Annotated in this window: 25 protein-coding genes; 18 read left to right on the top strand and 7 right to left on the bottom strand. The window is 64.2% G+C overall.

Annotated elements, in window-relative coordinates; genetic code table 11:
• Positions 1-25 precede the first annotated feature (25 nt).
• Together NLY36_RS05685 and pcaQ are read right to left on the bottom strand one after the other, a co-directional pair.
• The gene (locus NLY36_RS05685; protein ID WP_023704674.1) at positions 26-1,324 is read right to left on the bottom strand and encodes an ABC transporter substrate-binding protein; all 1,299 of its coding nucleotides are present in this window, start codon (positions 1,322-1,324) and stop codon (positions 26-28) included.
• 276 nt (positions 1,325-1,600) lie between these two features.
• Positions 1,601-2,518, bottom strand: a complete 918-nt coding sequence (gene pcaQ, locus NLY36_RS05680) for a pca operon transcription factor PcaQ (protein WP_023685275.1) — start codon at positions 2,516-2,518, stop codon at positions 1,601-1,603.
• A gap of 92 nt (positions 2,519-2,610) precedes the next feature.
• Between pcaQ and pcaD the strand changes: the two genes are divergently transcribed.
• The 6 genes from pcaD to pobA are packed head-to-tail and all read left to right on the top strand — an operon-like array spanning position 2,611 to position 7,426.
• Positions 2,611-3,420, top strand: a complete 810-nt coding sequence (gene pcaD, locus NLY36_RS05675) for a 3-oxoadipate enol-lactonase (protein ID WP_023736025.1) — start codon at positions 2,611-2,613, stop codon at positions 3,418-3,420.
• Complete coding sequence (gene pcaC, locus NLY36_RS05670) at positions 3,413-3,826, top strand: 4-carboxymuconolactone decarboxylase (RefSeq protein WP_023668153.1); 414 nt, start codon at positions 3,413-3,415, stop codon at positions 3,824-3,826. Before pcaD ends, pcaC begins: the two co-directional genes overlap by 8 nt.
• Positions 3,816-4,571 carry a protocatechuate 3,4-dioxygenase subunit beta gene (gene pcaH, locus NLY36_RS05665; protein ID WP_023736024.1) on the top strand — a complete coding sequence of 252 codons (756 nt, stop codon included), beginning with the start codon at positions 3,816-3,818 and terminating at the stop codon, positions 4,569-4,571. The genes pcaC and pcaH overlap by 11 nt, the downstream gene beginning before the upstream one ends.
• Positions 4,571-5,185, top strand: coding sequence for a protocatechuate 3,4-dioxygenase subunit alpha (gene pcaG, locus NLY36_RS05660; protein WP_023736023.1), 615 nt, complete (start codon positions 4,571-4,573; stop codon positions 5,183-5,185). The genes pcaH and pcaG overlap by 1 nt, the downstream gene beginning before the upstream one ends.
• Positions 5,186-5,201: 16 nt before the next feature.
• A complete protein-coding gene (locus tag NLY36_RS05655; protein WP_023733157.1) occupies positions 5,202-6,254 on the top strand; it encodes a 3-carboxy-cis,cis-muconate cycloisomerase in 1,053 nt (350 codons plus the stop codon).
• Positions 6,254-7,426 (top strand): 4-hydroxybenzoate 3-monooxygenase, encoded by a 1,173-nt coding sequence (pobA, locus tag NLY36_RS05650; RefSeq protein ID WP_023733156.1) that lies wholly within the window; start codon positions 6,254-6,256, stop codon positions 7,424-7,426. The genes NLY36_RS05655 and pobA overlap by 1 nt, the downstream gene beginning before the upstream one ends.
• 13 nt (positions 7,427-7,439) lie before the next feature.
• Here pobA and pcaF read toward each other — a convergent pair whose 3' ends face one another.
• Genes pcaF through NLY36_RS05635 form a run of 3 tightly spaced genes read right to left on the bottom strand, consistent with a single transcriptional unit; the run spans position 7,440 to position 10,289 of the window.
• Positions 7,440-8,645 carry a 3-oxoadipyl-CoA thiolase gene (gene pcaF / locus NLY36_RS05645; protein WP_023733155.1) on the bottom strand — a complete coding sequence of 402 codons (1,206 nt, stop codon included), beginning with the start codon at positions 8,643-8,645 and terminating at the stop codon, positions 7,440-7,442.
• 1 nt (position 8,646) lies between these two features.
• Positions 8,647-9,435, bottom strand: a complete 789-nt coding sequence (locus NLY36_RS05640) for a CoA-transferase subunit beta (protein WP_023733154.1) — start codon at positions 9,433-9,435, stop codon at positions 8,647-8,649.
• Positions 9,432-10,289 carry a CoA transferase subunit A gene (locus NLY36_RS05635; RefSeq protein ID WP_023733153.1) on the bottom strand — a complete coding sequence of 286 codons (858 nt, stop codon included), beginning with the start codon at positions 10,287-10,289 and terminating at the stop codon, positions 9,432-9,434. Before NLY36_RS05635 ends, NLY36_RS05640 begins: the two co-directional genes overlap by 4 nt.
• 116 nt (positions 10,290-10,405) lie before the next feature.
• On the opposite strand from NLY36_RS05635, the gene NLY36_RS05630 reads away from it, so the two are divergent.
• The 12 genes from NLY36_RS05630 (at position 10,406) to NLY36_RS05575 (ending at position 22,161) form a co-directional block, all read left to right on the top strand.
• Positions 10,406-11,176: an IclR family transcriptional regulator domain-containing protein gene (locus NLY36_RS05630; protein ID WP_023733152.1), complete on the top strand. Its 771-nt coding sequence runs from the start codon at positions 10,406-10,408 to the stop codon at positions 11,174-11,176.
• A gap of 206 nt (positions 11,177-11,382) precedes the next feature.
• Complete coding sequence (locus NLY36_RS05625) at positions 11,383-12,108, top strand: GntR family transcriptional regulator (protein ID WP_006202773.1); 726 nt, start codon at positions 11,383-11,385, stop codon at positions 12,106-12,108.
• 3 nt (positions 12,109-12,111) lie between these two features.
• On the top strand, positions 12,112-13,146 hold the full coding sequence (locus NLY36_RS05620) for an ADP-ribosylglycohydrolase family protein (RefSeq protein ID WP_023733151.1): 1,035 nt from the start codon (positions 12,112-12,114) through the stop codon (positions 13,144-13,146).
• Positions 13,143-14,117: a PfkB family carbohydrate kinase gene (locus NLY36_RS05615; protein ID WP_023733150.1), complete on the top strand. Its 975-nt coding sequence runs from the start codon at positions 13,143-13,145 to the stop codon at positions 14,115-14,117. The genes NLY36_RS05620 and NLY36_RS05615 overlap by 4 nt, the downstream gene beginning before the upstream one ends.
• A 33-nt stretch (positions 14,118-14,150) precedes the next feature.
• Positions 14,151-15,212, top strand: a complete 1,062-nt coding sequence (locus NLY36_RS05610; RefSeq protein WP_023736022.1) for an ABC transporter substrate-binding protein — start codon at positions 14,151-14,153, stop codon at positions 15,210-15,212.
• 66 nt (positions 15,213-15,278) lie between these two features.
• The gene (locus NLY36_RS05605; RefSeq protein ID WP_023736021.1) at positions 15,279-16,148 is read left to right on the top strand and encodes an ABC transporter permease; all 870 of its coding nucleotides are present in this window, start codon (positions 15,279-15,281) and stop codon (positions 16,146-16,148) included.
• Positions 16,148-16,936: an ABC transporter permease gene (locus tag NLY36_RS05600; protein WP_023687933.1), complete on the top strand. Its 789-nt coding sequence runs from the start codon at positions 16,148-16,150 to the stop codon at positions 16,934-16,936. Before NLY36_RS05605 ends, NLY36_RS05600 begins: the two co-directional genes overlap by 1 nt.
• On the top strand, positions 16,936-18,000 hold the full coding sequence (locus NLY36_RS05595; RefSeq protein ID WP_023736020.1) for an ABC transporter ATP-binding protein: 1,065 nt from the start codon (positions 16,936-16,938) through the stop codon (positions 17,998-18,000). Before NLY36_RS05600 ends, NLY36_RS05595 begins: the two co-directional genes overlap by 1 nt.
• Before the next feature lie 103 nt (positions 18,001-18,103).
• Complete coding sequence (locus tag NLY36_RS05590) at positions 18,104-19,192, top strand: Gfo/Idh/MocA family protein (protein ID WP_023736019.1); 1,089 nt, start codon at positions 18,104-18,106, stop codon at positions 19,190-19,192.
• Positions 19,193-19,246: 54 nt separating this feature from the next.
• Positions 19,247-20,161: a sugar phosphate isomerase/epimerase family protein gene (locus NLY36_RS05585; protein ID WP_023705643.1), complete on the top strand. Its 915-nt coding sequence runs from the start codon at positions 19,247-19,249 to the stop codon at positions 20,159-20,161.
• 16 nt (positions 20,162-20,177) lie between these two features.
• Positions 20,178-21,272: a fatty acid desaturase family protein gene (locus NLY36_RS05580; RefSeq protein ID WP_023736018.1), complete on the top strand. Its 1,095-nt coding sequence runs from the start codon at positions 20,178-20,180 to the stop codon at positions 21,270-21,272.
• Positions 21,273-21,357: 85 nt separating this feature from the next.
• On the top strand, positions 21,358-22,161 hold the full coding sequence (locus tag NLY36_RS05575) for a 3-methyl-2-oxobutanoate hydroxymethyltransferase (protein ID WP_023682254.1): 804 nt from the start codon (positions 21,358-21,360) through the stop codon (positions 22,159-22,161).
• On the opposite strand, the gene NLY36_RS05570 is transcribed toward NLY36_RS05575, so the two are convergent.
• Entirely contained in the window at positions 22,162-23,670 is a 1,509-nt protein-coding gene (locus tag NLY36_RS05570; RefSeq protein ID WP_023736017.1) for an HAL/PAL/TAL family ammonia-lyase, read from the bottom strand.
• Positions 23,667-24,668 carry an ornithine cyclodeaminase family protein gene (locus tag NLY36_RS05565; protein ID WP_023736016.1) on the bottom strand — a complete coding sequence of 334 codons (1,002 nt, stop codon included), beginning with the start codon at positions 24,666-24,668 and terminating at the stop codon, positions 23,667-23,669. Before NLY36_RS05565 ends, NLY36_RS05570 begins: the two co-directional genes overlap by 4 nt.
• Positions 24,669-24,673 lie beyond the last annotated feature (5 nt).

Below are 24,673 nucleotides of genomic sequence, written 5' to 3'. Positions count from 1 at the left end.
ACGATGCGATCCCCGTAACCGACCGTCAGCTGTTATACGGCTGGAGCTTGGCCTCGACCGGAACCTTCGGGTCGGTGGCGTTCTCGGTCACGACGTAGTCGAGCGGGAATTTGCCGCCTTCCTTGGCCGCCACCCATTGGGTGCCGATGATCGGGCCGGGAGAGACATTGGCGACCGGGCCGCTGGTGAAGTCGACCTTGCCGATCATGGTCTCGGTGTTGAGCGTGCTCAGCGCCTTGGCGACGGCCGCCTTGTCCTTGGCGTCGGTGCTTGCCTTCAGCGCCTCGAAGCCGGCGTCGAGCAGCGACATCGAGGCGCCGAGCTGCTGCGTCCACTGCTTGCCGCTGGCGGCCTCATAACCGTCGGCCAGTTCGGTCCCCGAAACGCCGGTCAGCGGCGACTTGTAGGGAAAGGCCTTGTGCCAGTAAGCGGCGCTCGAAATCTTGTTGCCGAGATCGCCCAGCGCCTCGATGTCGGACGGGAACAATCCGGTCTTGGCGACCTGGCAGATCTTGATCTGCTTGATCAGGCCTTGCTGTGCAGCCTGACGCCAGAAGGCGGCGAAGTCCGGCGGGATCGGGAAGGAGTTGAAGATCTCGACGCCTTCCTGCTTGAACAGCGCGATCTGCGAGGAATAGTCGGTGGTGCCGGTCTCGTAGGCGCCGGGATCGACGATGGTGAAACCCTGCTTTGCCAGCAACGGCGCCAGATGGGTGCGGATGGCATTGCCGTCGGCGTCGTTGGGATACATGACGCCGACCTTCTTGTTGGTCTCGATCAGGCTCCATTGCGAGATGTAGGTCCGGAAGAACTCGTCGACGCCGAAGCCGAAATGATAGGTCCATTTGAACGGCGAGGGTTCGCCGGGCTTGGCGCCGCGGCCGAAATACCAGGCCTCCCACGGCATGACGGTGGAGAGGCAAGGCACGCCGGCGGCTTCGCAGGCGTCGGCGACCGGGTTGATCACCTCCGGCGTCGACACCGCCAGCATCAGGTCGACGGCCTGGTTGTTGATGAGGTCCTTGGCGAGCTGGCCGGCGCGCGACGGGTCGGATTGCGTGTCCTGGTCGATGATCTCGACACTGTATTTCTTGCCGCCGATGTCGAGGCCGTTGGCGAGCGCCTTGCGGGCGAGATCGAGCACATAGCCGTCGGTCTGGCCGAAGCCGGCGAGCGGCCCGGTGCGCGGGCTGACAAAGCCGACCTTCAGCGTGTCGGCGGCCTGCGCGAATGCCTGGCCGCGGCTGAGCGCAAGTGCCGCGCCGCCGGCGAGCGATGTGGCGATGAACTGGCGCCGCGAGACGCCGGATTTGCTTGAGGTCATGCTGGTATTCCTCCCTTTCCTGACGGCACCTGGAGGTCACCGCCGGCCTGCTCAAAATCGATGCCGCCCGTTCTTAAGATCGGAGATCGCCCCGGCATGCCTTGAGGCGGCAGCGGAACGCCGCCAATGCCGATAACGGCACGATTTCGATCCTCCCATCGTCACAGTGCCCTAGGTGTTTGGTTTGGTAAAATGATATTTTGCGGTGTTTCGTTAACCAACAGGTTATGGAAATACGGCTGAAGGCCCGCTCTGCGCCAGATTGGCGAAAGGTGCTCAGGCGTTCTGGCTGGCCGCCTCGCGAATGGTCTGCAGCAGGATGGTGAAGGCCGGCGAAGGCGCAGTGTCGGTCCGCATCGTCAGGCCGACGGGCCCTTTGGTTTCCTCGGTGTTGACGGGCAAGGCGACGAAGGCGCCGCTGGAGAGTTCGTTGGCGACGACGCCTGTCGATATGATCCAGACCGCATTGCTTTGGCGCAGGAAGGCACGGCCGAAGGAATCCGAGACGGTCTCGATCTCGGTCGCAGGCGCCGTCATGCCGTTGGTGATGAACAGGCGGTCGACGAACGGGCGGATGACCGACTCCCGCGTCGGCATCAGCACCGGGAATTCATCGAGCCGGGCGAAGATGTCCTGGCCCGGCTGCAGCAGCGGATGGCCGGCCCTCACCACGAACAGCACCGGTTCGGAATAGAGATGCTCGAAGAAGAAGCCGGTCATGTTTTCCGGCGCCGCAAGCCGGCCGACGACGAGATCGAGCGCACCGACGCGCAACTGTTCCAGCAGGACCGCGTTCTCGCCGGTGACGATCTTGATCGCAGCACCGGTATTTTCACTCAGGAACAGGCTTATGGCGCGTGGCATCACCTTGGCCGACACTGTCGGGAGCGCGCCGATGCGGATCGGATGCCGGTTGATGGCGCCGTCCTGGCGGACGGAATCGACGCCGCGCTTCAGTGCCGTGATCGCCGTGCCGGCATGGCCGAGAAAGATTTCGCCAAGCCGCGTCACCCTGATGCCGCGGCCGTCGCGTTCGACGACAGCGATGCCAAGCGCCTCCTCCAATTCGCGCAACGTCTTGGTCACGGCCGGTGGGCTGACATGGAGAAAGTCGGCCGCCCTCGCCACGCTGCCTTGCCGCGCTACCTCAAGGAATGCCTGCAGGTGACGGAACCTTATGCGGCTTTCGGACATGTTCTCATAACCTAGCAGTTAATGAAACGGCGTAAAATATCATTTTACCAAACCAAATGCCTTGTGCAATGTGAACACGGAGGATCGAAATCGTGCCATTCGTCAACATTGGCGGCATCACGCTGCACCATCGCCATATCAAGGCGAAGGGAAATGCGCGGCCGATCGTGTTCATCAATTCGCTGGGCACCGACTTCCGCATCTGGGACGAGGTGTTGTCCGAACTGGGTGGCGAAATGCCTGTGTTGGTCTACGACAAGCGCGGCCATGGCCTGTCCGACATTGGTGGCGTCAGCTCGATCGACGAGCATGTCGATGATCTGTCGGGCCTGATCGATCATTTCGAACTGAACAATGCGGTGCTGTGCGGCCTGTCGGTGGGCGGCCTGATTGCGCAAGGGTTTTATGCCCGGCGCCCCGAAATCGTCGACGGCCTCATCCTGTGCGACACCGCCCACAAGATCGGCACGGCCGACAGCTGGAACACCCGCATCGAAACGGTCGAAAGCAAAGGCATCCAGGCCATCGCCGATGCCGTGCTCAAAATGTGGTTTACGCCTGCCTTCCACGCGGACCGTGTCGCCGAGCTCGACGGCTACTGGAACATGATGACCCGGCAAGCCGTCGCCGGCTATATCGGCACCTGCGCCGCGGTGCGCGATGCCGATTTCACCGAGGCCGCGCAGGCGATCGCGGTGCCCACGCTTTGCGTCGTTGGCGACCAGGACGGCTCGACGCCGCCGGATCTCGTCCGCTGGCTGGCCGATCTGATCCCAGGCGCACATTTCGAAATCATTCGTGACGCCGCGCACATCCCTTGCGTCGAACAGCCCGAGGCGCTGACCACCCTGATCCGCGATTTCGTCGCGGCGCTTCCCCTGAGAAAGCAGACCCATGGATGAACTGCCCAAAAACGAAACCAGATACCGAACCGGGCTGACCGTCAGGCGCTCGGTGCTCGGCGACCCTCATGTCGATCGCAGCGAGGATGCCGTCACCGATTTCGACCGGCCGTTCCAGGAGCTGATCACCGAGGCAGCCTGGGGCACTGTGTGGGCGCGTCCGGGCTTCAGCAGGCGCGAACGCTCGATCGTGACGCTGGCACTGCTGGCCGCCCTTGGCCATGATGAAGAGGTCGCCATGCATGTGCGCGCCACCGCCAACACCGGTGCGTCGCGCGACGATATCTGCGAAGCGTTCCTGCATGTCGCGATCTATGCCGGCGTGCCGGCCGCCAACCGCGCCTTCAGGATCGCCAAGGAGGTGTTTTCGGAAATGGACGGAAGCAGGGCTGGCCATGCCAGCTGATGCCGGCTCGAACCGCAGGCCCGAGAGCGGCGCCTTCTTCCAGCGCGACCGCGGCTGGCATCCGCCGGCGCTGACGCCCGACTACAAGACGTCAGTGCTGCGCTCGCCGCAAAAGGCGCTGCTGGCCTTCGACAACACGGCTTCGGAAATCACCGGTCCGGTGTTCGGCCACGCCATGCTGGGCGAACTCGACAATGACCTGATCCACAATTTCGCAAAGCCCGGAGAGAGCGCCATCGGCGAGCGTATCATCGTCTATGGCCGCGTGCTCGACGAGCGCGGCCAGGGCGTCTCAGGCGCGCTGCTCGAATTCTGGCAGGCCAATTCAGGCGGCCGCTACCGCCACAAGAAGGACGGCTATCTCGCGCCGCTCGATCCGAATTTCGGCGGCTGCGGCCGCACCATCACCGATGCCGATGGCGGTTATGCCTTTCGCACGGTGAAGCCAGGTCCCTATCCCTGGCCGAACGGGCCCAATGACTGGCGGCCGTCGCACGTCCATTTCTCGGTGTTCGGCCACGGCTTCGCACAGCGGCTGATCACCCAGATGTATTTCGAGGGCGACCCGCTGATCTGGCGATGCCCGATCGTGCGCGGTATCCGCGACAAGGCGGCGATTGAGACGCTGGTCGCCGCGCTCGACATGCAGGCGACGATCCCGTTCGACGCGCGCGCCTACAAGTTCGACATCGTGTTGCGCGGACGCCGTGCCTCGCTGTTCGAAAACCGTCCGGAGGGCAATTGATGGCGCAGTCGCTCAGCCGGCTGAAGGAGAGCCCATCGCAGACCGCCGGGCCCTACGTGCATATCGGGCTGACGCCGAATTTCGGCGGTATCGGCGGCGTCTACCCGACAGACCTGGGCGCCACGATGCTCAACGACAACGCCAAGGGCGACCGCATCGGTTTGCGCATTCGCGTGCTCGACGGCAACGGCACGCCGCTCAGGGATGCGTTGATCGAGATCTGGCAAGCGGATGCCAATGGCTTCTACAATTCGCCGGCCGAATTGCGCGGCGATGCCGATCCGGATTTTCAGGGCTGGGGCCGTCAGCCGACCGACATGGAAACCGGCCTGTGCAGTTTTCAGACGATCAAGCCGGGACGCGTGCCGTATGGCGACGGCCGGCTGATGGCGCCGCATATCAGCCTGTGGATCGTCGCCCGCGGCATCAATATCGGCCTCCACACGCGGCTCTATTTCTCCGACGAGGCCAAGGCCAATGCCGAGGATCCGATCCTGGCCCGCATCGAGCACAAGGTGCGCGTGCCGACGCTGATCGCCGAGCGGCAAGGCGACGACTATATTTTCGACGTCCATCTCCAGGGGGAGAAGGAAACGGTCTTCTTCGACAGCTGACGGAGGAAACCAGCACATGACCGTATCGCCCTTCGACCATCCGCTGCTTTCCGGCCTGCTCGGCGACGAGGAGGCGGCTCGGCATTTTTCGGTGGATGCGGAAATCGCCGCCATGCTCGATTTCGAGCGCGCGCTGGCGCAAGCGGAAGCCGAAAGCGGGATCATCGGCACGGATGCCGCCGCGGCGATTGTACCTGTCCTGTTGTCATACAAGCCGGATACCGTGCGGCTGCGGGCCGGTGTGGCCAAAGATGGCGTGATCGTGCCCGAACTGGTGCGCCAGTTGAAGGCAGCGGTCGGCGCGCCGCACGACGCCGGCGTGCATTTCGGCGCAACCAGCCAGGACGTCATCGACACTGGCCTGGTTCTTCGGCTGCGCCGGCTCATTGAACATCTCGACCTGCTGCTGACTGAAAACATTTTGCGGCTGGTGGGGCTGGAAGAACGTTTTGGCAGCCGTGCATTGACAGCGATTACGCGCATGCAGCCGGCGATCCCAATTCAGGCGTCGGACCGCGTGGCGGTGTGGCGCACGCCGCTGCAAAGGCATCAGCAGAGGCTGTCGGAACAATCCGGGCGCCTGCTCGTGGTGCAGTTCGGCGGCGCTGCGGGCACGCTGGAGAAGCTCGGCGACAAGGGGCCTGCGGTGCGCGCAGCCCTTGCCGCAAAACTCGGCCTTGGCGATGCGCCGCAATGGCACAGCCAGCGCGATGCGCTGGCCGAATTCGCCGGGCTGCTATCGCTTGTCACCGGCAGCCTCGGCAAATTCGGCCAGGACGTTGCGTTGATGGCGCAAGGTGGAACCGACATCAAGCTGTTCGGCGGCGGCGGCTCGTCGGCCATGCCGCACAAGCAGAACCCGGTGAAGGCGGAAGTGCTGGTGACGCTGGCGCGCTTCAACGCCATCCAGCTTTCCGGCATGCACCAGGCGCTGGTGCATGAGCAGGAGCGCTCCGGTGCTGCCTGGACGCTGGAATGGCTGCTCTTGCCGCAAATGGCGATAGCGACCGCGGCTGCGCTACGGCTCGCCGCCGAACTCGCCGGACAGATCGAAAGCCTGGGACACTGATGCGCACAAAGATCGTCATTGTCGGCTCCGGACCGTCCGGGCTGCTGCTTGGCCAGCTTCTCGGCACCATTGGCGTCGAGACGGTGATCCTCGAACGTTCGAGCCGGCAGCATGTGCTTGGCCGGGTGCGGGCAGGGGTGCTCGAACAAGGCACCGTCGAGTTGCTCGAACAGGCGGGCGCAGCTGTAAGGCTGCATGCCGAGGGCCTGCTGCATGCCGGCATCTCGCTTGCGTTCGGCGGCGGCCTGCACCGGCTCGACCTCACGGCACTGACCGGCGGCAAGCATGTCACCGTCTATGGTCAGACCGAGGTGACGCACGATCTGATGGACAAGCGCGAGGCGGCCGGGCTGACCACCGTCTATGAGGCGGCCAACGTCGCGCTGCATGGTTTCGATGGCGAAGCGCCCTACGTCACCTACGACAAGGACGGCGTCAGCCATTGCATCGACTGCGACTTCATCGCCGGCTGCGACGGCTATCACGGCGCTAGCCGCAAATCGGCGCCTGGGCGGGCGCTGAAAACCTTCGAGCGAACCTATCCCTTCGGCTGGCTCGGCGTGCTGGCCGAAGTGCCGCCGGCCGATCACGAACTGGTCTACGCCAACCATGAGCGGGGCTTTGCGCTGTGCTCGATGCGGTCGACGCATCGCAGCCGCTACTATGTGCAGGTTCCGGTTGATGAGAGCGTCGAGGCCTGGAGCGACGACCGCTTCTGGGATGAGTTGCGCCGTCGCCTGCCCGAGCAGACTGCCGCCGCCGTTGTTACCGGGCCGTCCTTCGAAAAGTCGATCGCGCCGCTGCGCTCCTTCGTTGCCGAGCCGATGCGCTTCGGCCGGCTGTTCCTGGTCGGCGACGCCGCCCATATCGTGCCCCCGACCGGCGCCAAAGGGCTCAACCTCGCTGCCAGCGACGTGCGCTATCTCTTTGCCGGACTTCGCGAATTCTATGTGGACAAATCGCAGGCCGGGCTTGACGCCTATTCGGCCAAGGCGCTGGCGCGGGTCTGGAAGGCGGTACGCTTCTCCTGGTGGATGACGACGATGTTGCACCGCTTTCCTGATACGGGCGAGTTCGGCCAACGCATCCAGGAAGCCGAGCTCGACTATCTCGTGCATTCGCAAGCGGCGTCGACCGCGCTGGCTGAAAACTATGTCGGTTTGCCCTATTAAGGGCGGTGCAAACTCAAACCCGTTCGAGCGCCACCGCGATGCCCTGGCCGACGCCGATGCACATGGTGGCCAGCGCATAGCGGGCGCTGCGCTCGCGCAGTTCCAGTGCCGCGGTGCCAGTGATACGCGCGCCCGACATGCCCAAGGGATGACCAAGCGCGATGGCGCCGCCATTCGGATTGACGTGCTCCGCATTCTCGGAGATGCCGAGTTGACGGAGCACGGCGATCCCTTGGGAGGCGAAGGCTTCGTTGAGTTCGATGACATCGAATTGGTGCGGTGTCAGGCCGAGGCGGGCGCAGAGCTTTTGTGTCGCCGGGGCAGGGCCGATGCCCATGATGCGTGGCGCCACGCCGGCGGCAGCGCCGCCGAGGATGCGGGCGATCGGCGTCAGGCCGTGTTTTTGCACAGCCGCTTCGGAGGCGATGATCAGCGCCGCCGCGCCATCGTTGACGCCCGATGCGTTGCCGGCGGTGACCGTGCCACCTTGCCGGAACGGCGTCGGCAATTTGGCCAGCGACTCGACCGTGGTGCCGGCGCGGGGATGCTCATCCTTCGATACGATAATCGCATCGCCCTTTTTCTGCGGGATCGTCACCGGGGTGATCTCCTTCGCCAGCCGGCCATTGGCCTGTGCCGCGACGGCCTTGTCCTGGCTGCGCACGGCAAACGCATCCTGGTCGGCGCGCGACACCTGGAAGTCCTCGGCGACGTTCTCGCCGGTCTCCGGCATGGAATCGACGCCATATTGTTTCTTCATCAGCGGGTTGATGAAGCGCCAGCCAATCGTGGTGTCATGGATCTCGGCATGGCGTGAAAAGGCGGTCTCGGCCTTGGGCATGACGAAGGGCGCGCGGCTCATCGATTCGACGCCGCCGGCGATCATCAACTCGGCTTCGCCCGCCTTGATGGCGCGGGCGGCAATGGTGAGCGCATCCATGCCGGAACCGCAGAGGCGATTGACGGTCGCGCCCGAAACTTCCTTGGGCAACCCGGCCAAGAGCAGCGACATGCGGGCTACATTGCGGTTGTCCTCGCCGGCCTGATTGGCGCAGCCATAGACGACGTCGTCGACAGCCTGCCAGTTGATGCCGGCATTGCGCTCGACCAGCGCCTTCAGCGGGATGGCGCCAAGATCGTCGGCCCGCACCGACGACAGCGAGCCGCCGAAACGGCCGATCGGGGTGCGGATGTAATCGCAGATGAATGCCTCGGTCATGTCATGCGGCCTTTTCTTTTCCGCTTCCCTCATGCGCCGCCTTGGTGCGGGCCTGCAGGTCGCGCAATGTCGTCAGCTCGAGTTCCGTCGGCGCCGGCGTTTCGTCAAGCGCCTCGGCGAACTTTACGATCCAGCCACAGCTGTCCTGCACCTGCTGCCGCGTTGCGCCGGGATGCAACGACACCACGGTGAATTCCTTGCTCACCGGATCTGGCTTCCAGATGGCAAGGTCGGTGATCAGCAGCGTCGGCCCTGATGTCTCGATGCCGAGGCGCTGGCGATGGTCGCCGCCATCGCCATGGCCGAAGGAGGTGAAGAAGTCGATCTTCTCGACCATGCCGCGCTTGGACTGCGCCATGGTGATGTAGATCACCTTCGACGAGGTGGCGATCTCCGGCGCGCCGCCGCCGCCGGGCAGGCGGGTCTTGGGATGCGCATAGTCGCCGATGATAGTGGTGTTGATGTTGCCGAACTTGTCGAGCTGCGCCGCGCCAAGAAAGCCGATGGAGATGCGCCCGCCCTGCAGCCAGTAGCGGAACATCTCCGGCACCGAGACGGTCGTGACGGCGGTGTCGCAAAGTTCGCCGTCACCGATCGACAGCGGCAAAACATCGGGCGCGGTGCCGATGGTGCCGCTTTCATAAATCAGCGTGATGTCGGGCGCATGCGTCAGCCGCGCGACATTGCAGGCGGCCGACGGCGCACCGATGCCGACGAAGCAGACATCGTCGTTTTTCAGGGCTCGGCTGGCGGCAACCGTCATCATCTCATTGGGAGCAAAGCCGCTCATCCCGCGCTCCTCAGATGCTTTACGCGGCCAGCGAAATCGTCCGCCGTGCGTTCGAGGACATTGGCCTGCATCCAGGCCTTGAATTTTTCACGGTCAGCGGCGATGTCGTCCCATTCGAGATAGGCGGCATTGTCGCGCGCATAATAGCCGTGCGTGTACGAGGGATGCGAACCGCCTGATACCACCGAGATCGCAGCGATGGTCCAGCGCGGCAGCACGGTGAGATTGGGATGCAGGTCGTCGAAATTGTCGACGACTTCCTCTACCGTCACCACGGCGCGCTTGGCCGCGAGCACCGCTTCCTTCTGGATGCCGATAATGCCTTCGACCAGAACATTGCCTTTTTTGTCGGCCTTCTGAGCGTGGATGAAGGTCACGTCCGGTCGGATGGAAGGAACGGCGGCAAGCACCTCGCCGGTGAACGGGCAGGTGACCGAGCGGATGTTGGGATTGACTGCCGCCAGCCCGGCGCCGCGATAGCCGCGGAACACCGCGCAAGGCAGGCCGGCAGCTCCCGCCTCGTAGGCGTTGGCCATGCCGGCATGGCTGTGCTCCTCGATCTCGATCGACCGGGGGAAGCCGTTCTCGATGGCGTCGCGGGCGCGGCGCAGCAGGCCGACGCCGGGATTGCCGACATAGGAGAAGATGATCTTCTTGGCCATGCCCATGCCGATCATCTGGTCGTAGATCAGGTCGGGGGTCATGCGGATGAGCGTCAGGTCGCGAAAGCCCTGGCGGATGGCCTCATGCGCCGCCGCCGTCGGGATCAGATGCGTGAAGCCTTCGAAGGCGACCGTATCGCCATCATGCAGGTTCTCAGCCACGGCCTGTTTGAGCGGCAGGAAATTGACCATCGCCAAGAACTCCGAAGTTCAAAAAGTTCGTATTGCGAACATTTGTTTTGTATGAGATATTTTTACATCGCGCCGCCGAGACGAGTCAAGGCGGCGCATTGTCTTGCGGAGGCCGCATGGAGGACAAGGCAAAGACGCGCGACCATGTCGGCTCGCTGGAGCGCGGCCTTGCAGTCATGGAGATACTGGCCCGGCATCCGGCCGGGATGACGCTGACCGAAATGGCGGAGGAGGCGGGGCTGACCCGCGCCGGCGCGCGTCGCTTCCTGCTGACGCTGACCGCCACCGGCTATGCCACGCAATCCGGCCGGCAGTTTTCGCTCTCGCCGCGCCTGCTCGCCATCGTGCGCTCTTGGCTCGGCGGCGCCTCGCTGTGGACATTCGCGGCATCCATCATGCGCGACGTCGCGGGCCAATTCGACGAGGCCTGTAACGCGGCGGTGCTGTCGGGCGAGGAAGTCGTCTATGTCGCGCGCATTCCTGGCCGCCGCATCCTCAGCGTTTCGCTCGATGTCGGCACCAGGCTGCCGGCGCATTGCACCTCGATGGGGCGCGTCCTGCTTGCGGGGCTGGGCGCGGATGAGCTGAAGGCCTTGCTTGCAGAGGCGAGGATCGAACGGCGCACGCCGAAGACGATCACCAGCCGCGCCGCGCTGGCCAAGGCCATCGACGCGGCGAGGGCGGATGGCTTTGCCGTCGTCGATGAAGAGCTGGAACTTGGCCTGCGCTCGATAGCGGTGCCGATCTATGACCGCGCCGGCAAGACCGTGGCGGCGATCAACGTCTCGACGCAGTCGGCGCGGTTCTCCGTCGATGCGATGGAGCGGGATATCCTGCCAGCGCTGCGGACGGCCAAGCAACGGATTGAGGAATTTTTCTTCGTGTGAGCGCAAGGCTAATCGCCTGAGGGAAGCGCTGCCCCCGCTCTGTCTCGGAGACGGGACGCCCTGCGCGGTTAGCGTCGCCATGCGAACAAACGATGCCCGGGGCACCTGAGCACAACGCATATGCGTGAATCCAAATATATCGTTGACGTCGCCCTTCAACTCCAATATCGAACAGGACTATACAGGTTTATTGAACAGGTACCCATATGAAGCGGCGCGCGGTTCAACTGTCTCCCGGCACGGGCAAGCCCGAGCAGATCGCCACCGTTCTCGAACATGAGATCCGCTCCGGCGTGCTTGGCTTCGGCGACCGCCTGCAAAGCGAGAACGAACTCGTCCAGCGCTTTTCCGTCAGCCGCAACACGGTCCGCAAGGGCCTCGAGGAGCTGTCCAGCCGGGGGCTGATCACCACCAAAGTCGGCATCGGCTCCTTCGTCACCTTCGACGGCAAGCCGGTCGACGACGCCATCGGCTGGTCGCGGGCGCTGGCCAATGCCGGCGCCAATGCCGAGACGCGGACGCTGCGGCTTGAAGTGATCGAGGATGCCGATCTTGCCGCGCTGCTTGGCATCGAAAGCCCGTTCTTCATCGCCGTCGACCGGGTGCGCACCAATGCCAGCGACGGCCATGCGATCTCCATCGAACGCAGCCGCCTGCCGCTGTCGCCCGAACTGGAGGACGTGCCGCTGCGCGGCCTGCGCGAAGGCTCGCTGCACCAGACGCTGCGCGGCGCCGGCCTCATCCCAGACCATGGCGAGGAATGGGTCGGCATCGAGATGCTCAATGCCGAAGACGCCGCCATTCTCGGCTGCCCGCAAGGCACGCCGTTCCTGCGCGGACGCCGGCTGACGCGTGCGGCCGACGACCGGCCGATCGAATATGTAACCAGCCTGCTCAACCCGGCGCATTTCGCGCTGCATATGAGGTTTTGAGCGATGCCGGACAGAACCGACGACACGCTCGATCGCGCCATGGGCGCGCTTGTCGGTGGGGCGCTCGGTGATGCGCTCGGCATGCCGACGCAGCTTCTGTCGCCGGCGCGGATCGCCGAGCTATACGGCCATGTCGAGGATTTCGTGGCGCCGCTTGCCGATCATCCGGTGTCGAAGGGGCTCGTTGCCGGCACCATCACCGACGATACCGAACAGGCGTTGCTGCTCGGCCGCATCCTGGTTCAGTCCGGCGACCGCTTCGATCATGCGCGCTGGGTGAACGCACTGCTCGACTGGGAGCGCGAGGTCAAGGCGCGCGGCAGCTATGACCTGCTGGGACCATCGACCAAGCGCGCCATCGACGCCATCAATGACGGCGTGCCGGCGGAAGAGGCGGGAATCCGGGGCGACACCAATGGCGCGGCCATGCGCATCGCGCCGGTCGGCATCATGATGCCGCTGGAACCGTTCGATGCTTTTATCGCCAAGGTGGCGGAGACCTGCCGTGCGACGCACAACACCTCGATCGCCATCGCTTCGGCTGCCGCCGTCGCCGCCGCCGTCAGCCGTGGCATCGCCGGCGGCGACTGGCGTGCCGCTTCCGACAGCGCGGTAGCAGCCGCGCGGCGAGGCGCCAGGCTCGGACATTGGGTGACTGGTGGCGATATCGCCGCGCGTATCGCCTGGGCGCAGGAGCTCGTGCGCGGCAAGACCATGCGGGATGCGATCGGGCTCATCACCGATCTCGTCGGCACCGGTGTGGCCAGCCAGGAGTCCGTGCCGGCAGCTTTCGCCGTGCTTGAAGTCGCGCAGGGCGATCCCTGGCAAGCGGCAATCATCAGCGCCAATCTCGGCGGCGACACCGACACGATCGGCGCGATTGCCTCAGGCATGGCCGGCGCCTGCGTCGGCTTTTCGCAACTGCCGCAACAACACATTGCCGGGCTCGTCGGCATAGATATGGGGGAGGTGCGCTCGCTTGCCGAAGACCTCGTCGCGGCGCGCACGGCAAAGGCCAGCAAGGATGCCGCGGCATGAGTGGGCGTCTGGTCCATATCGGCAGCGCCGTCGTCGACTATGTCTACCGCATCGACGCCTTGCCGGCGCCGGGCTGCGAGAAGACCGCGTCGAGCTTTGCGCAGGTCGCCGGCGGCGGCTTCAACATGATGGTCGCGGCCAGCCGCACCGGCATGACGGTGGTGTTCGGCGGCCAGCTCGGCAGCGGACCGAATGGCGATTTTTTGCGCGCCGCGTTTGCGGCCGAAGGCATCATAACGCTGACGTCGCCATCGCCGGTCATGGACAGCGGCAATTGCGTCGCCATGATCTCCGGGGATGCCGAGCGCACCTTCGTGTCGTGGCCCGGTGCGGAGAGCATTCTCAGCCTCGAGATGATGAGGCCCGTGGTGGTCGCGCCTGATGATTGGGTGTTCACGTCGGGCTATACGCTGAGCTATTCCGGCAGCCGCGACGCGCTGACCGACTGGATCGAGGCGCTGCCAGAAAACATTCCCTTCGTTTTCGATCCAACGCCGGTCATCGCGGATATCCCACGTCCCATCCTGTCGCGGGTGCTTGCCCGTACGACATGGCTGAGCTGCAACATGACGGAAGCGGTCGAGATCGCTGGGCAAGGCGATGTCGAGGCACTCGCCGCCCGGCTGCTCGCCGACCACTGCCCAAAGGCCGAAGGCGTCGTTATCCGCGCCGGCGCCAAGGGCTGTTTCGTGAGGTTGGTCAATGGCGAGACGCAGACCATTGCCGGCTTCAAGGTCGATGCCATCGACACCAATGGCGCCGGCGACACCCATATCGGCGGTTTCGTCAGTGCACTCTCGCGCGGCGTGCATCCCTTCGAGGCGGCGCGCTATGCCAATGCGGCGGCAGCACTTTCCGTCACCCGCCATGGCGGCTCATCGGCGCCGACCGACAGCGAGATCCAGACTTTCCTGAGCCAGGCCGCCACGGGCGAGCCGGGCCAGAACCAGAAGGCCCATCAGACAGCCTGACCCGCCAAGCGGGCAAACAAGAGAGGAACGAACATGCGCATGCCAAGACTGACTGCCCTGCTGACGGCGACCGCCGTCATCACCTCCGCGCTCACGCTGGCCGCCAGTGCCGCCGAAGTGCATGTGCTCAACTGGAAGGGCTACGGCGCCGACGAGCCGTGGGCGATCGAAGCCTTCGAAAAGGCGACCGGCAACAAGGTCGTCAACGACTTCTTCAATTCCGAACAGGAAATGCTGACCAAGATCCGCACCAATCCGGGCCTCTATGACGTGGTCATGATCAACGCCGCCTTCAACGATCAGGCGATGGCGGAAAAGCTGATCCAGCCGATCGATACCTCCAAGCTGCCGAACTATGCCGACATCAGCAAGGACAAGGCGCAATCGCCGATGCTCGACCATGACGGCAAGGTCTATGGCGTGCCGTGGGTGTGGGGCTTGACGGCGCTGGCAATCAACGAAAAGTCCTTCGACAAGCCGCCGACCTCGATCGCCGAAATGTGGGGCCCAGCGCATAAGGGCCGGGTCGTCATTCGCGACGACGCTGTCGAAGCGGTGCAGTTCGGCGCCATCGCCACCGGTCAGAATATCAACGACATCAAGGATATGGAAGCGGTCAAGGCGAAGCTGACCTCGCTGATGCCGCAGATCAAGACGTTCTGGAGCTCGGAGAACGACTGGAACCAGATGGTCGCCTCCAACCAGATCGACATCGGCACCTATTGGAGCGGCTCGGCCGACCGCGCCAAGACGCATTTCAAGCTGCCGGTCTCGCTGGTCGTTCCGCAGGAAGGCGCCGTCGCCTGGCTCGACGCGTTCTCTATTCCCGTGGGCTCGAAGAATGTCGAGGGTGCGCAGGCCTTCATCAACTGGATGATCGATCCGAAATTCTATGTCGAATGGGTCACCAAGGTCGGCGCGCCGGTGTCGGCCAACACCAAGGCGGTGGAAGCGCTGCCTGAAGACTCCTTCAACCGCAAGGTGATGGGCGATCCCGAGGTGGCCAAGCGCATCCAGTTCCAGGCGCCGATCACCGACGCGCAGCGCGAGGCCTATCTGGCGCTGTGGCAGCAGCTCAAAGTCGACGTGAAGTAACGCTCACGTCCGGACCAGCCGGCGGTTGGCGCCGGCTGGCCCTTCAATCCTGGGGAGGAGGGTATCATGGCAGTACAGGGTGCGGTCGCGTCGCGCAGCGGGCTGAGATCGGCCCTGCCGCTGCTGGCGCCGGCCTATCTCTGGCTGACGGTGGCGATCTTCCTGCCGCTCTCGGCCATGGTATTCTTCTCCTTCATGACCGACCTGCCGCTGTCGGGAAAGCCGTGGGCGTTCACCCTTGGCAATTACGCCGCCTTCTTCTCGCAGAGCCTGTACCTGACGCTGCTGCTGGCTTCGCTGCGGCTCGGCCTCGAAGTGACTTTGTGGTGCGTCGTCATCGGCTACCCCGCCGCCTATGTGCTGGCCAAGGTGCTGAAGGGGCGCAGCCGCGAGGCGATCTTCCTGCTGGTCATCTTGCCGTTCTGGTCGAACGGGCTGGTGCGCATCTTCTCCTGGGCGATGGTGCTGCGCGAGGGCGGCATCCTCGACACGGCGCTCAACGCCGTGCTGCCGTTCAAGATCAACATCGACCTGATGTATTCCTACCCCGCAATCATCATCGGCCTGGTGCACTCCTACGTGCCCTATATGGTGCTGACCTGCTATCTCACGCTGCAGGCAATCGACGACTCGCTGATCGAGGCCGGGCGCTCGCTCGGCGCCTCGCGGCTGCAGGTGCTGAAGCGGGTGATCATCCCGATGTCTATGCCCGGCCTGGTGGCAGGTGCGGCACTGATCTTCGTGCCGGTCGTCGGCTCGTTCATGGAGCCGCGCATTCTCGGCGGTCGCACCGGCACGTTCTACGGCACGGTGATCGAAGACCAGTTCGTCGCCGTGTTCAACTGGCCGCTTGGTGCGGCATTGTCGTTCATCCTGCTCGCCGTCGTGCTGGTCATCCTCGCAGTTGCCTCGCCGGTGCTGAAGAGGGCCGCGTGATGAAGACCACCCGCATCCTCCAAGGGCTGGGCCGGTTTTACATCTTCCTGCTGCTCGCCTTCCTCTATCTGCCGATCATCATCATGGCGCTGATGTCGTTCAACGTCTCGCCCTTCTACCAATTGCCGTTCGAATGGACGACGGAATGGTATGCCTCGCTCTGGCAGAACGACCAGCTGATCGCGGCCACCTGGAACAGCCTCGAGATCGCGGTCATCACCACGCTCATCTCAGTGGTGCTTGGCTCGGCCGCTTCGCTAGCGCTGTTCCGCTATGATTTCCGCGGCAAGAAAGTGCTGCAGGCGCTGCTGTTTCCGCCAATCGCCATTCCGTGGCTGATCACCGGCACGGCGATGCTGATCTTCTTCTTCGGCGTCGGCATTGGCCGCGGCCTGTTCGCCATCCTGCTCGGCCATGTGGCGCTGGCGCTGCCCTATGTCATCGTCGTCGTCTCGGCCCGGCTGCAGACTTTTGCACCGGAGCTGGAAGAGGCGGCGCGCTCGCTCGGCGCCAACCAGTGGCAAGTGACGAGGCGTGTGACGCTGCCGTGGATCATGCCCGGCGTCATTGCCGGCGGCTTGTTCGCCTTTGCCGTGTCGTTCGACCAGTTCGTCGTCTCCTACTTCCTGGCGACGCCGGGGCAGACGACGCTGCCGGTCGAAATCTACGCCGCGATCCGCAAGGGGTTCACGCCCGAGATCAACGCGGTCTCGACCATCATCATCGTCGTGTCGATGGCGCTGATGCTGCTCACGGCGCGCTTCTTCAAATTCGGCGGAGAGAAATAATGGCCGGCGTGCAGGTATCGAACGTCTCGCGCAGTTTTGGCGCGCACAAGGCGCTGGACGACGTCTCCATCGATTTCGCCGATGGCGGCTTTTATGCGTTGCTCGGCCCATCGGGCAGCGGCAAGACCACGCTGCTTCGCCAGATCGCCGGCTTCGACTTTCCCGATACTGGCCGCATTGCCATTGGCGGCGAGAGTGTGGAACGCGTGCCGGTCGAAAAGCGGCGCATCGGCATGGTGTTCCAGAACTATGCGCTGTTTCCCAATATGAGCGTTGCCGACAATGTCGCCTTCGGCCTGTCGGTGCGCGGCGAAACGAAAGCGACGATCGCCACCGAAGTGCAGCGCGCGCTCGATCTCGTCCAACTCGGGAAGCTCGGCGAGCGCCGGCCGCACCAGCTCTCCGGCGGCCAACGCCAGCGTGTGGCGCTGGCGCGCGCCATTGTCACCAAGCCGCGCGTGCTGCTGCTCGACGAGCCGCTCGGCGCGCTCGACAAGGCGCTGCGCGTCGACATGCAGATCGAGCTGAAGCGCATCCAGCGCGAGATCGGCATCACCACCATCTTCGTCACCCACGACCAGGAAGAGGCGCTGACGATGAGCGACCGCATCGGAATCTTGCGGGACGGCAGGCTCGTGCAGGAAGGGCCGCCGGAGGAGATCTACGACCGGCCGAAGAGCGAGTTCGCCGCCACCTTCCTCGGTGACGCCAACATTTTTCGCGGCGATGCGACCGGCAACGGCATCCGCCTGCCGGACGGCACGGCGATTGCCGCCGGGGTGGGTGATCGGCTTGCCGCCGGTACGAAGGCCAGCTGCGCGGTGCGTCCCGAACGCATTCGCATCGCCACCGATGCCGGGGCATCGAGCGGCAATGCCAACACGCTGAAGGGGCAAGTCTCCAAGCGCATCTTCGCCGGCAACAACAGCACCTATTTCGTCGAGCGCGCCGGCCAGATGCTGAAGGTGATCGTCCAGAACACCGGCAATGACCGGCTGGCGGAAGGCCAGGATGTAATGCTCAGCTGGTCGCCGGAAAGCACCGTGCTGATTGCCGCAAACTAGTTCGCACCGTCACCCCGGCATGGTTCTGATGGGAATTGATGGAGCGGACCTTGGCTGATGGGCCGGCCATGGCGTTATATCCTGTCGTCCAAGGGAGGAACGGATGGCAGGCCAGGGTTTCGAGCCGGATGTGAGGGTTCGCACCAGCGAATACCGGATCGGTTGCATCGGCGCCGGCATGATCATGGCCGAATGCCATCTTGCCGCCTATGCGCAGGCCGGTTTCCCAGTCGTCGCCATCGCTTCGCGCACCAAGGCCAGCGCCGAGAAGGTAGCTGCACGCTGGAGCATTCCGACCGTCCACGACACGCCGGAACAGCTGATCGAGGATTCTGAGGTCGAGATCGTCGACCTTGCCTTTCCACCCGACCAGCAGCCGGCGCTGATCCGCCATGCGCTGAAGCAGCCTCACATCAAGGCGATCCTGGTGCAGAAGCCACTGGCGCTGTCGGTCGATGAAGCCGTGAAGCTGCGCGACGAGGCAGCCAAGTCAGGCAAGATCCTCTCGGTCAACCAGAACATGCGCTACGACCAGTCGATGCGCGTCCTGAAGCAGATCATCGACAGCGGCGCGCTGGGCGACATCGTCTTTGCGCAGATCGACATGCATGCGATCCCGCACTGGCAGACTTTCCTTCAGGACTACGACCGGCTGACGCTCGCCAATATGAGCGTGCATCATCTGGACGTGCTGCGCTTCCTGTTCGGCGATCCCTCGGAAATCACCACGCTGACGCGCAAGGATCCGCGCACGACATTCGACCATTCAGACGGCATCACCGTCTCGACGCTGCGCTTTCCCTCCGGCGTGCTCGCCGTGTCGCTGGAGGATGTCTGGTCCGGACCGCGCCAGGAGGGCTATGAGGACGACCAGCACATCAACTGGCGCGTCGACGGCACCAAGGGTGTCGCCAAAGGCACGATCGGCTGGCCGAAAGGCGTGGCCTCGACGCTGACCTATGCGTCGACCAAGACGACCGGCGGCGAATGGGTCAGCCCGAGCTGGGACACGATGTGGTTCCCGCATGCCTTCATCGGCGTGATGGAGCAATTGCAGCATGCGGTGAAGACAGGCGCGCCGCCGGCGCTCTCCGTCGCCGATAACGTCAAGACAATGGCACTGGTCGAGGCGGGCTACCGCTCGATGGCGCAAGGCCGCACCGTCAAACTGTCCGAGATATCGATCGACTGAACATGCCGCCGAATAGTGTGGCGGCTGAATCGCTTACCGGGAGGAGTTCACATCATGATGCAGGCAGGTATCTTCACCGGCTATTTCCCCTATGAGCTCGCGGAGGCCGCCCGCCGCATCCGTGCACTCGGCTTCAACACAGTGCAGCTCGACATGCATTTCAGGGATGTCGATCTCACGGCCGGGCAGATCACCGGGGACAAGGCGAGGACAGTGCGCGACACGTTTCGCGACCACAATCTGCCGGTCTGCTGCATCTCGGGCTACACCAACATCATCCATCCCGACAAATCCGAGCGCGAGAAGCGCGTCGGCTATCTCAAGGAAATCATCCGCAATGCGCGCGACTTCGGCTCGCCCTACGTGATCTCGGAGACCGGCACCTACAACACCGAATCCGACTGGGTGCATCATCCCAAAAACAAGACCGAGGAAGGCTTCGAGGAATGCCGCAAGGTGATCTCGGATCTTGCCCAGACGGCTTACGACCATGGCGCGGTGTTCCTGCTCGAAACCTATGTCAACAATGTCGTCGGTTCGGTCGAGGAGACGGTCAAAATGTTCGCGCAGGTCGACCATCCGGGCCTCGGCCTGCTGATGGATCCGACCAATTATTTCGAGGCGCACAATATCGACCGCATGGACCAGGTGCTGAACCAGGTGTTCGACACGCTGGCCGACAAGATCCGCATCGCGCACGCCAAGGACGTCAAGCGCTCAGGCAGCGACAAGACCGAGAAGCATGCCGATATCGGCGACGCGGACGCGCATGAGGGGCTGACCTTCCGCGGCGTCGGCGAGATCGAGCTGCCGGCGCCCGGGCTGGGATCGCTGAATTACGATCTCTATCTGCAGCGGCTCAGTGAGAAGCACCCGAACATCCCTGTTATCATCGAGCATCTGACCGAGGACGACGTGCCGCGGGCGAAAACATTTCTCGACGGGAAGTTCCGCGCCAACGGGCTTTGAGGTAGGCGAGACGGTGATGGCGACGGCGGCCAAGACAAAGCGCGATTACGGCCTGGTCGGCGAAAGCACCCGCCGGGCGATCGAGACCGGGCTGGCCTCGGCCGAGTGGTATCACACCGACGTGCCGCGCAAGGCAATGAAGGAAATGATGCAGCGCTCCGACGGGCCGGCGATCCGCGATACGGTGATCTGGATCGCAGCCATCCTGGGCTCGGCCGCCGGCATCGTGTGGTTCTGGGGCACGTGGTGGGTGGTGCCGTTCCTGCTCGTCTATGGCGTGCTCTATGGATCGTCGAGCGATTCGCGCTGGCACGAATGCGGCCATGGCACCGCCTTCCGCACACGCTGGATGAACGATGCGATCTACGAAATCGCCAGCTTCATGGTGGTGCGCAATCCGGTGCAATGGCGCTGGAGCCATGCGCGGCATCACACCGACACGATCATCGTCGGCCGTGACGCCGAGATCGCGGTAATGCGGCCGCCAAATCTGGTCAAGGCGGCGCTTGCCTTCACCGGCATTCTCGATTTCCGTTATTCGCTGCCGATCCTGGCGCGCCAGGCGTTGGGCAAGCTGTCGGACGACGAAAAGAGCTACATTCCTGAGACCGAACAGGGCAAGGCCATCACGGCGGCGCGCTGGCATGTCGCCGTGTACGTTGCGACGATCGCCCTCGCGATCGCGCTGGGTTCATGGCTGCCGCTGGTGCTGATCGGCCTGCCGCGTTTTTATGGCAGCTGGCACATGGTTCTGACCGGCCTGCTGCAGCATATCGGGTTGGCCGACAATGTCGTCGACCACCGGCTGAACACGCGCACCGTCTACATGAACCCGGTCAGCCGCTTCATCTACTGGAACATGAATTACCACGTCGAGCATCACATGTTTCCGATGGTGCCCTACCATGCGCTGCCGAGGCTGCACGAGCTGGTCAAGCACGACCTGCCGGCGGCGAACCCGTCCATGTGGCATGCCTATCGCGAGGTCTGGCCGGTGCTGCTGAAGCAGCTGCGGTACGAGGATTATTTCCTCAAGCGCGAATTGCCGCCGACGGCGCGGCCCTATCGCGGTGAATTTCACGAGCTCGATATGTCGGCGGCGGCCGAGTAGCGAATAAACCACCCGCCTTCTATCCGGCCTGTTACGGGGCCGGTAAGGTGACCGGGAAAAGCAACCAGCCAACAGGGACATCCCGATGAGCCGAAAGAGACCGACCGTCGCCGATCTGCGCGCCATGAAGGGCAAGCGCCAGCTGACCATGCTGCGCGTCCTGACCATGGACGAGGCCGAGGCTGCCGAGCGGGCAGGGGTCGATATCGTCTCGGTGCCGCCCGAGCTGGTGCTCAACCCTGAGTATCGCGATGCGGCGCCCAGCCTGTTCACCATGCCGGGCGAGAATTTTTATGAGATCGGCACGGCGGACGATTTCCTGCGCTGGGCGTTCCGGCTCTACAAGGCCGGCGCCGACGCCGTTTATTGCAGCGCCGGTTTCGCCACCGTGAAGCGGCTCGCCGACGACGCGATCCCCGTCATCGGCCATGTCGGCCTCATTCCGTCCCGCGCCACCTGGACCGGCGGCTTCAAGGCCGTCGGCAAGACCGCCGACACCGCCATGCAGATTTTTGAGGCGGTCAAGCAGTATGAGGCCGTTGGAGCTCTCGGCGCCGAGATCGAAGTGGTGCCGATCGAGGTGGCGAAGGCGATCTCGGAACGGACCTCGCTGATCATGCTGTCGATGGGTGCGGGCACCGGCTGCGACGCGCAATATCTGTTTGCCGACGATATTCTTGGCCAGAACCGGGGCCACATGCCGCGCCATTCCAAGGTCTACCGCAACTTCGCCGCCGAGTACGATCGTCTGCAGGCGGAACGCGTCGCGGCGTTTTCCGAGTACGTTGCCGACGTCGATAGCGGCGCCTATCCGGAAGACAGGCATGTCGTGCGCATGGATCCGGCCGAGCTCAGCCTGTTCATGAAACGGGTGGACGCAAAGGGCTGATCACTCGGCCTCTTTGCCGGTCGTCGCAGCGCCTTGCCATGTTCCGTCGGCGAGCATTGCGTGGAGCACCTCGGCATCCGTTCCCAGCGGCCGGTCCTCTCTCAGCATCGCTACATGCGCGCGCACCGCGGTATGGACCGCTGCTGTGCCGGGCGCCAGCTTGAGACCGTCGCGCAGGTCCACGGCTTGCGCGGCGGCCATCAGTTCGAAGGCGATCAGCCGGCGCCATAGCGCGATCATTTCGGCGCATTTCGACACCGCCAGAGGGGTCTGCGTCGCATGGTCCTCGACGCCTTCGGACACGGGAAGGAAATCCAGCATCACCGGATTGGCCTTGTGGCGGATGCCGGCCAGGATTGCCGTTGCCGTCTTTTGCAGCGGCACGAAACCGGCCGAGGCGCCGCCGACCGGTGACAAATATTTTGGCAGGCCGTTGCGGCCGGAGCCGGTCAGCTGGATCAGGCGGGCAGCACTTGCGGCGGCGCATTGTGCGATCGCCAGGCCGAGCGTCTCGAAGGCCAGCGCCAGCGATGCGGTGTGGAAATTGCCGGTCGACAGAACCAGCCCGTCATCGCCCAGCACCAGCGGATTGTCGGCGGCGGCATTGAGTTCGATCTCCAGCGCCAGCCGCGCCTGATCGATCGCCTGGATCAATGCACCATGGATCGACGGCATGCAGCGGATCGACAACGGGTCCTGCAAGGTGGTCGGCGCCGGCTCTTCGTCGCGGGCAAGCAGGTCGCGCAGGCCCCTGGCCGCCAGCTGCTGGCAGGCTGCCGGCCGCGGCAGATGCAGGCGCGGATCGAGGATGGTGCGGTTGGCGCCAAACCCTTCCATGGTCAGCGCTCCCGCCTGCTGCTGTTGCACAAAGGCAGCCAGCGCGTCGGCCAGCGCCAGCGCACCGCTGCCGGTTGAAACCGCCGAGGCGTTGATCAGCGACAGGCCGTCTTTCGGCGCCAGGCTGATCGGAGCCAACCGCGCCATCATCAACGCCTTGGCCGCCGGCATGCGCCGACCCTGATAGTCAGCTTCGCCGTCGCCGGTCAGCAGACGGGCGAGCGCCGTCATCAGCACGAGATCGCCGGCGCCGATCGAGCCCAGCTGCGGCATTACCGGATGCACGCCGGCATTGAGCGCATCGACAAGGGCGGTGAAAGCCGCCGGCGAAATGCCGGAACCGCCAACGGAGAACATCGCGGCACGCGCAAGCATGGTCGCCCGCACCGCCTCTTGGGGCAACGGTTCGCCGACAGCGCCGCTGCGCCCTTCCAGCAACTGGCGCTGGAAGGCACTGGCATCGCCTTCGACCGACGTGCCGAGATTGGCACCGAGCCCGGTGTTGAGGCCGTAAATCTGCTGACCGGACGCGGCCACCTGGTCGAGCACTTTGCGCGCTTTGTTGAGCCTCTCGATGACAGCAGGCTCAACCTCCACCTTGCGGCCGGCGCGGGCGACCGCCGCGACATCCTCGACGCTGACGCCGGCGCCGGTGAGGACGAGCGCGCTCATGCGAAGCGCAGCCTCTGGCCGATGCCTTTATCAGCAGCCTTGGCCAGCATCGCCTTGCCCAGCGCAATGTCGGACAGCGACAGGCCGCGATGCCAGAACAGGATCGTCTCGTCGTCGCTCTGGCGTCCCGGCTTGAGACCGGCAGCGATCTGGCCGAGCTCGGCGTGCAGCGTCGCTTCGCTCAGCCGCCCGGTCTCGACATGGGCGCGCAGCGAGCCGAACTTGCCGCCTTTGCACTGGCCCCAGTCGTCGACGACCATTTTCTGCATGATGTCGGTCAATGACAGCTCCACCGCGCTCATCGTACCATAGGGCACGACCAGCGCACCGGGCTTGATCCATTCGGTCTTGAGCAGCGGCTGCGGCTCCGGCAGCCGCGAGGCCTCGACGACGATGTCGGCGCCCTTGACGCAGCTCTCCCAGTCGGCGACCGCCGTGACGGTCTTGCCGAGATCGGCGGAGAGTTTGGCGGCGAAGCCGTCGCGGCTTTTCGGGCGGCGCGAATGAACGCGGATCTCGTCGAAGTCGAAGAGATGGTCGAGCAGGCGGACATTCCAATAGGCGGTGCCACGTGCGCCGATATGGGCCAGCACCTTGGAGTTCTTGCGCGCCAGATGTTTGGCGCCGATAGCGGTGACGGCGCCGGTGCGCATGTCGGTGATGACGGTGGCGTCGAGAATGGCGCGCGGCGTGCCGGTGCGCGGATCGAACAGGTTTAGAATGCCAAATTCTGAAGGGAGCCCGTGCAGATAATTGTCGACATAGTCGCCGACGATTTTCACGCCCGCCGTATCGAGCGGCGCAACGTAGCCGCGCAGAACGTTGAAATGGCCATGGAAGGAAGGGTCGGGTTCAAGATGGACGCGCGGCTCGATCACCGTCTGGCCATTGCCTTGCGCGATAAGCCCGGCTTCGACAGCGGCAATGATTTCGCCGTCGGTCATCTCCAGGGCTTCGATATCTAGGGCATTGAGGTAGTCGATATAGATAGGCTTCATGCAAT

It is taken from the genome of Mesorhizobium sp. C399B (genome assembly GCF_030323185.1).
Lineage (GTDB): Bacteria > Pseudomonadota > Alphaproteobacteria > Rhizobiales > Rhizobiaceae > Mesorhizobium.
This window is presented reverse-complemented; position numbering and strand designations above follow the sequence as displayed.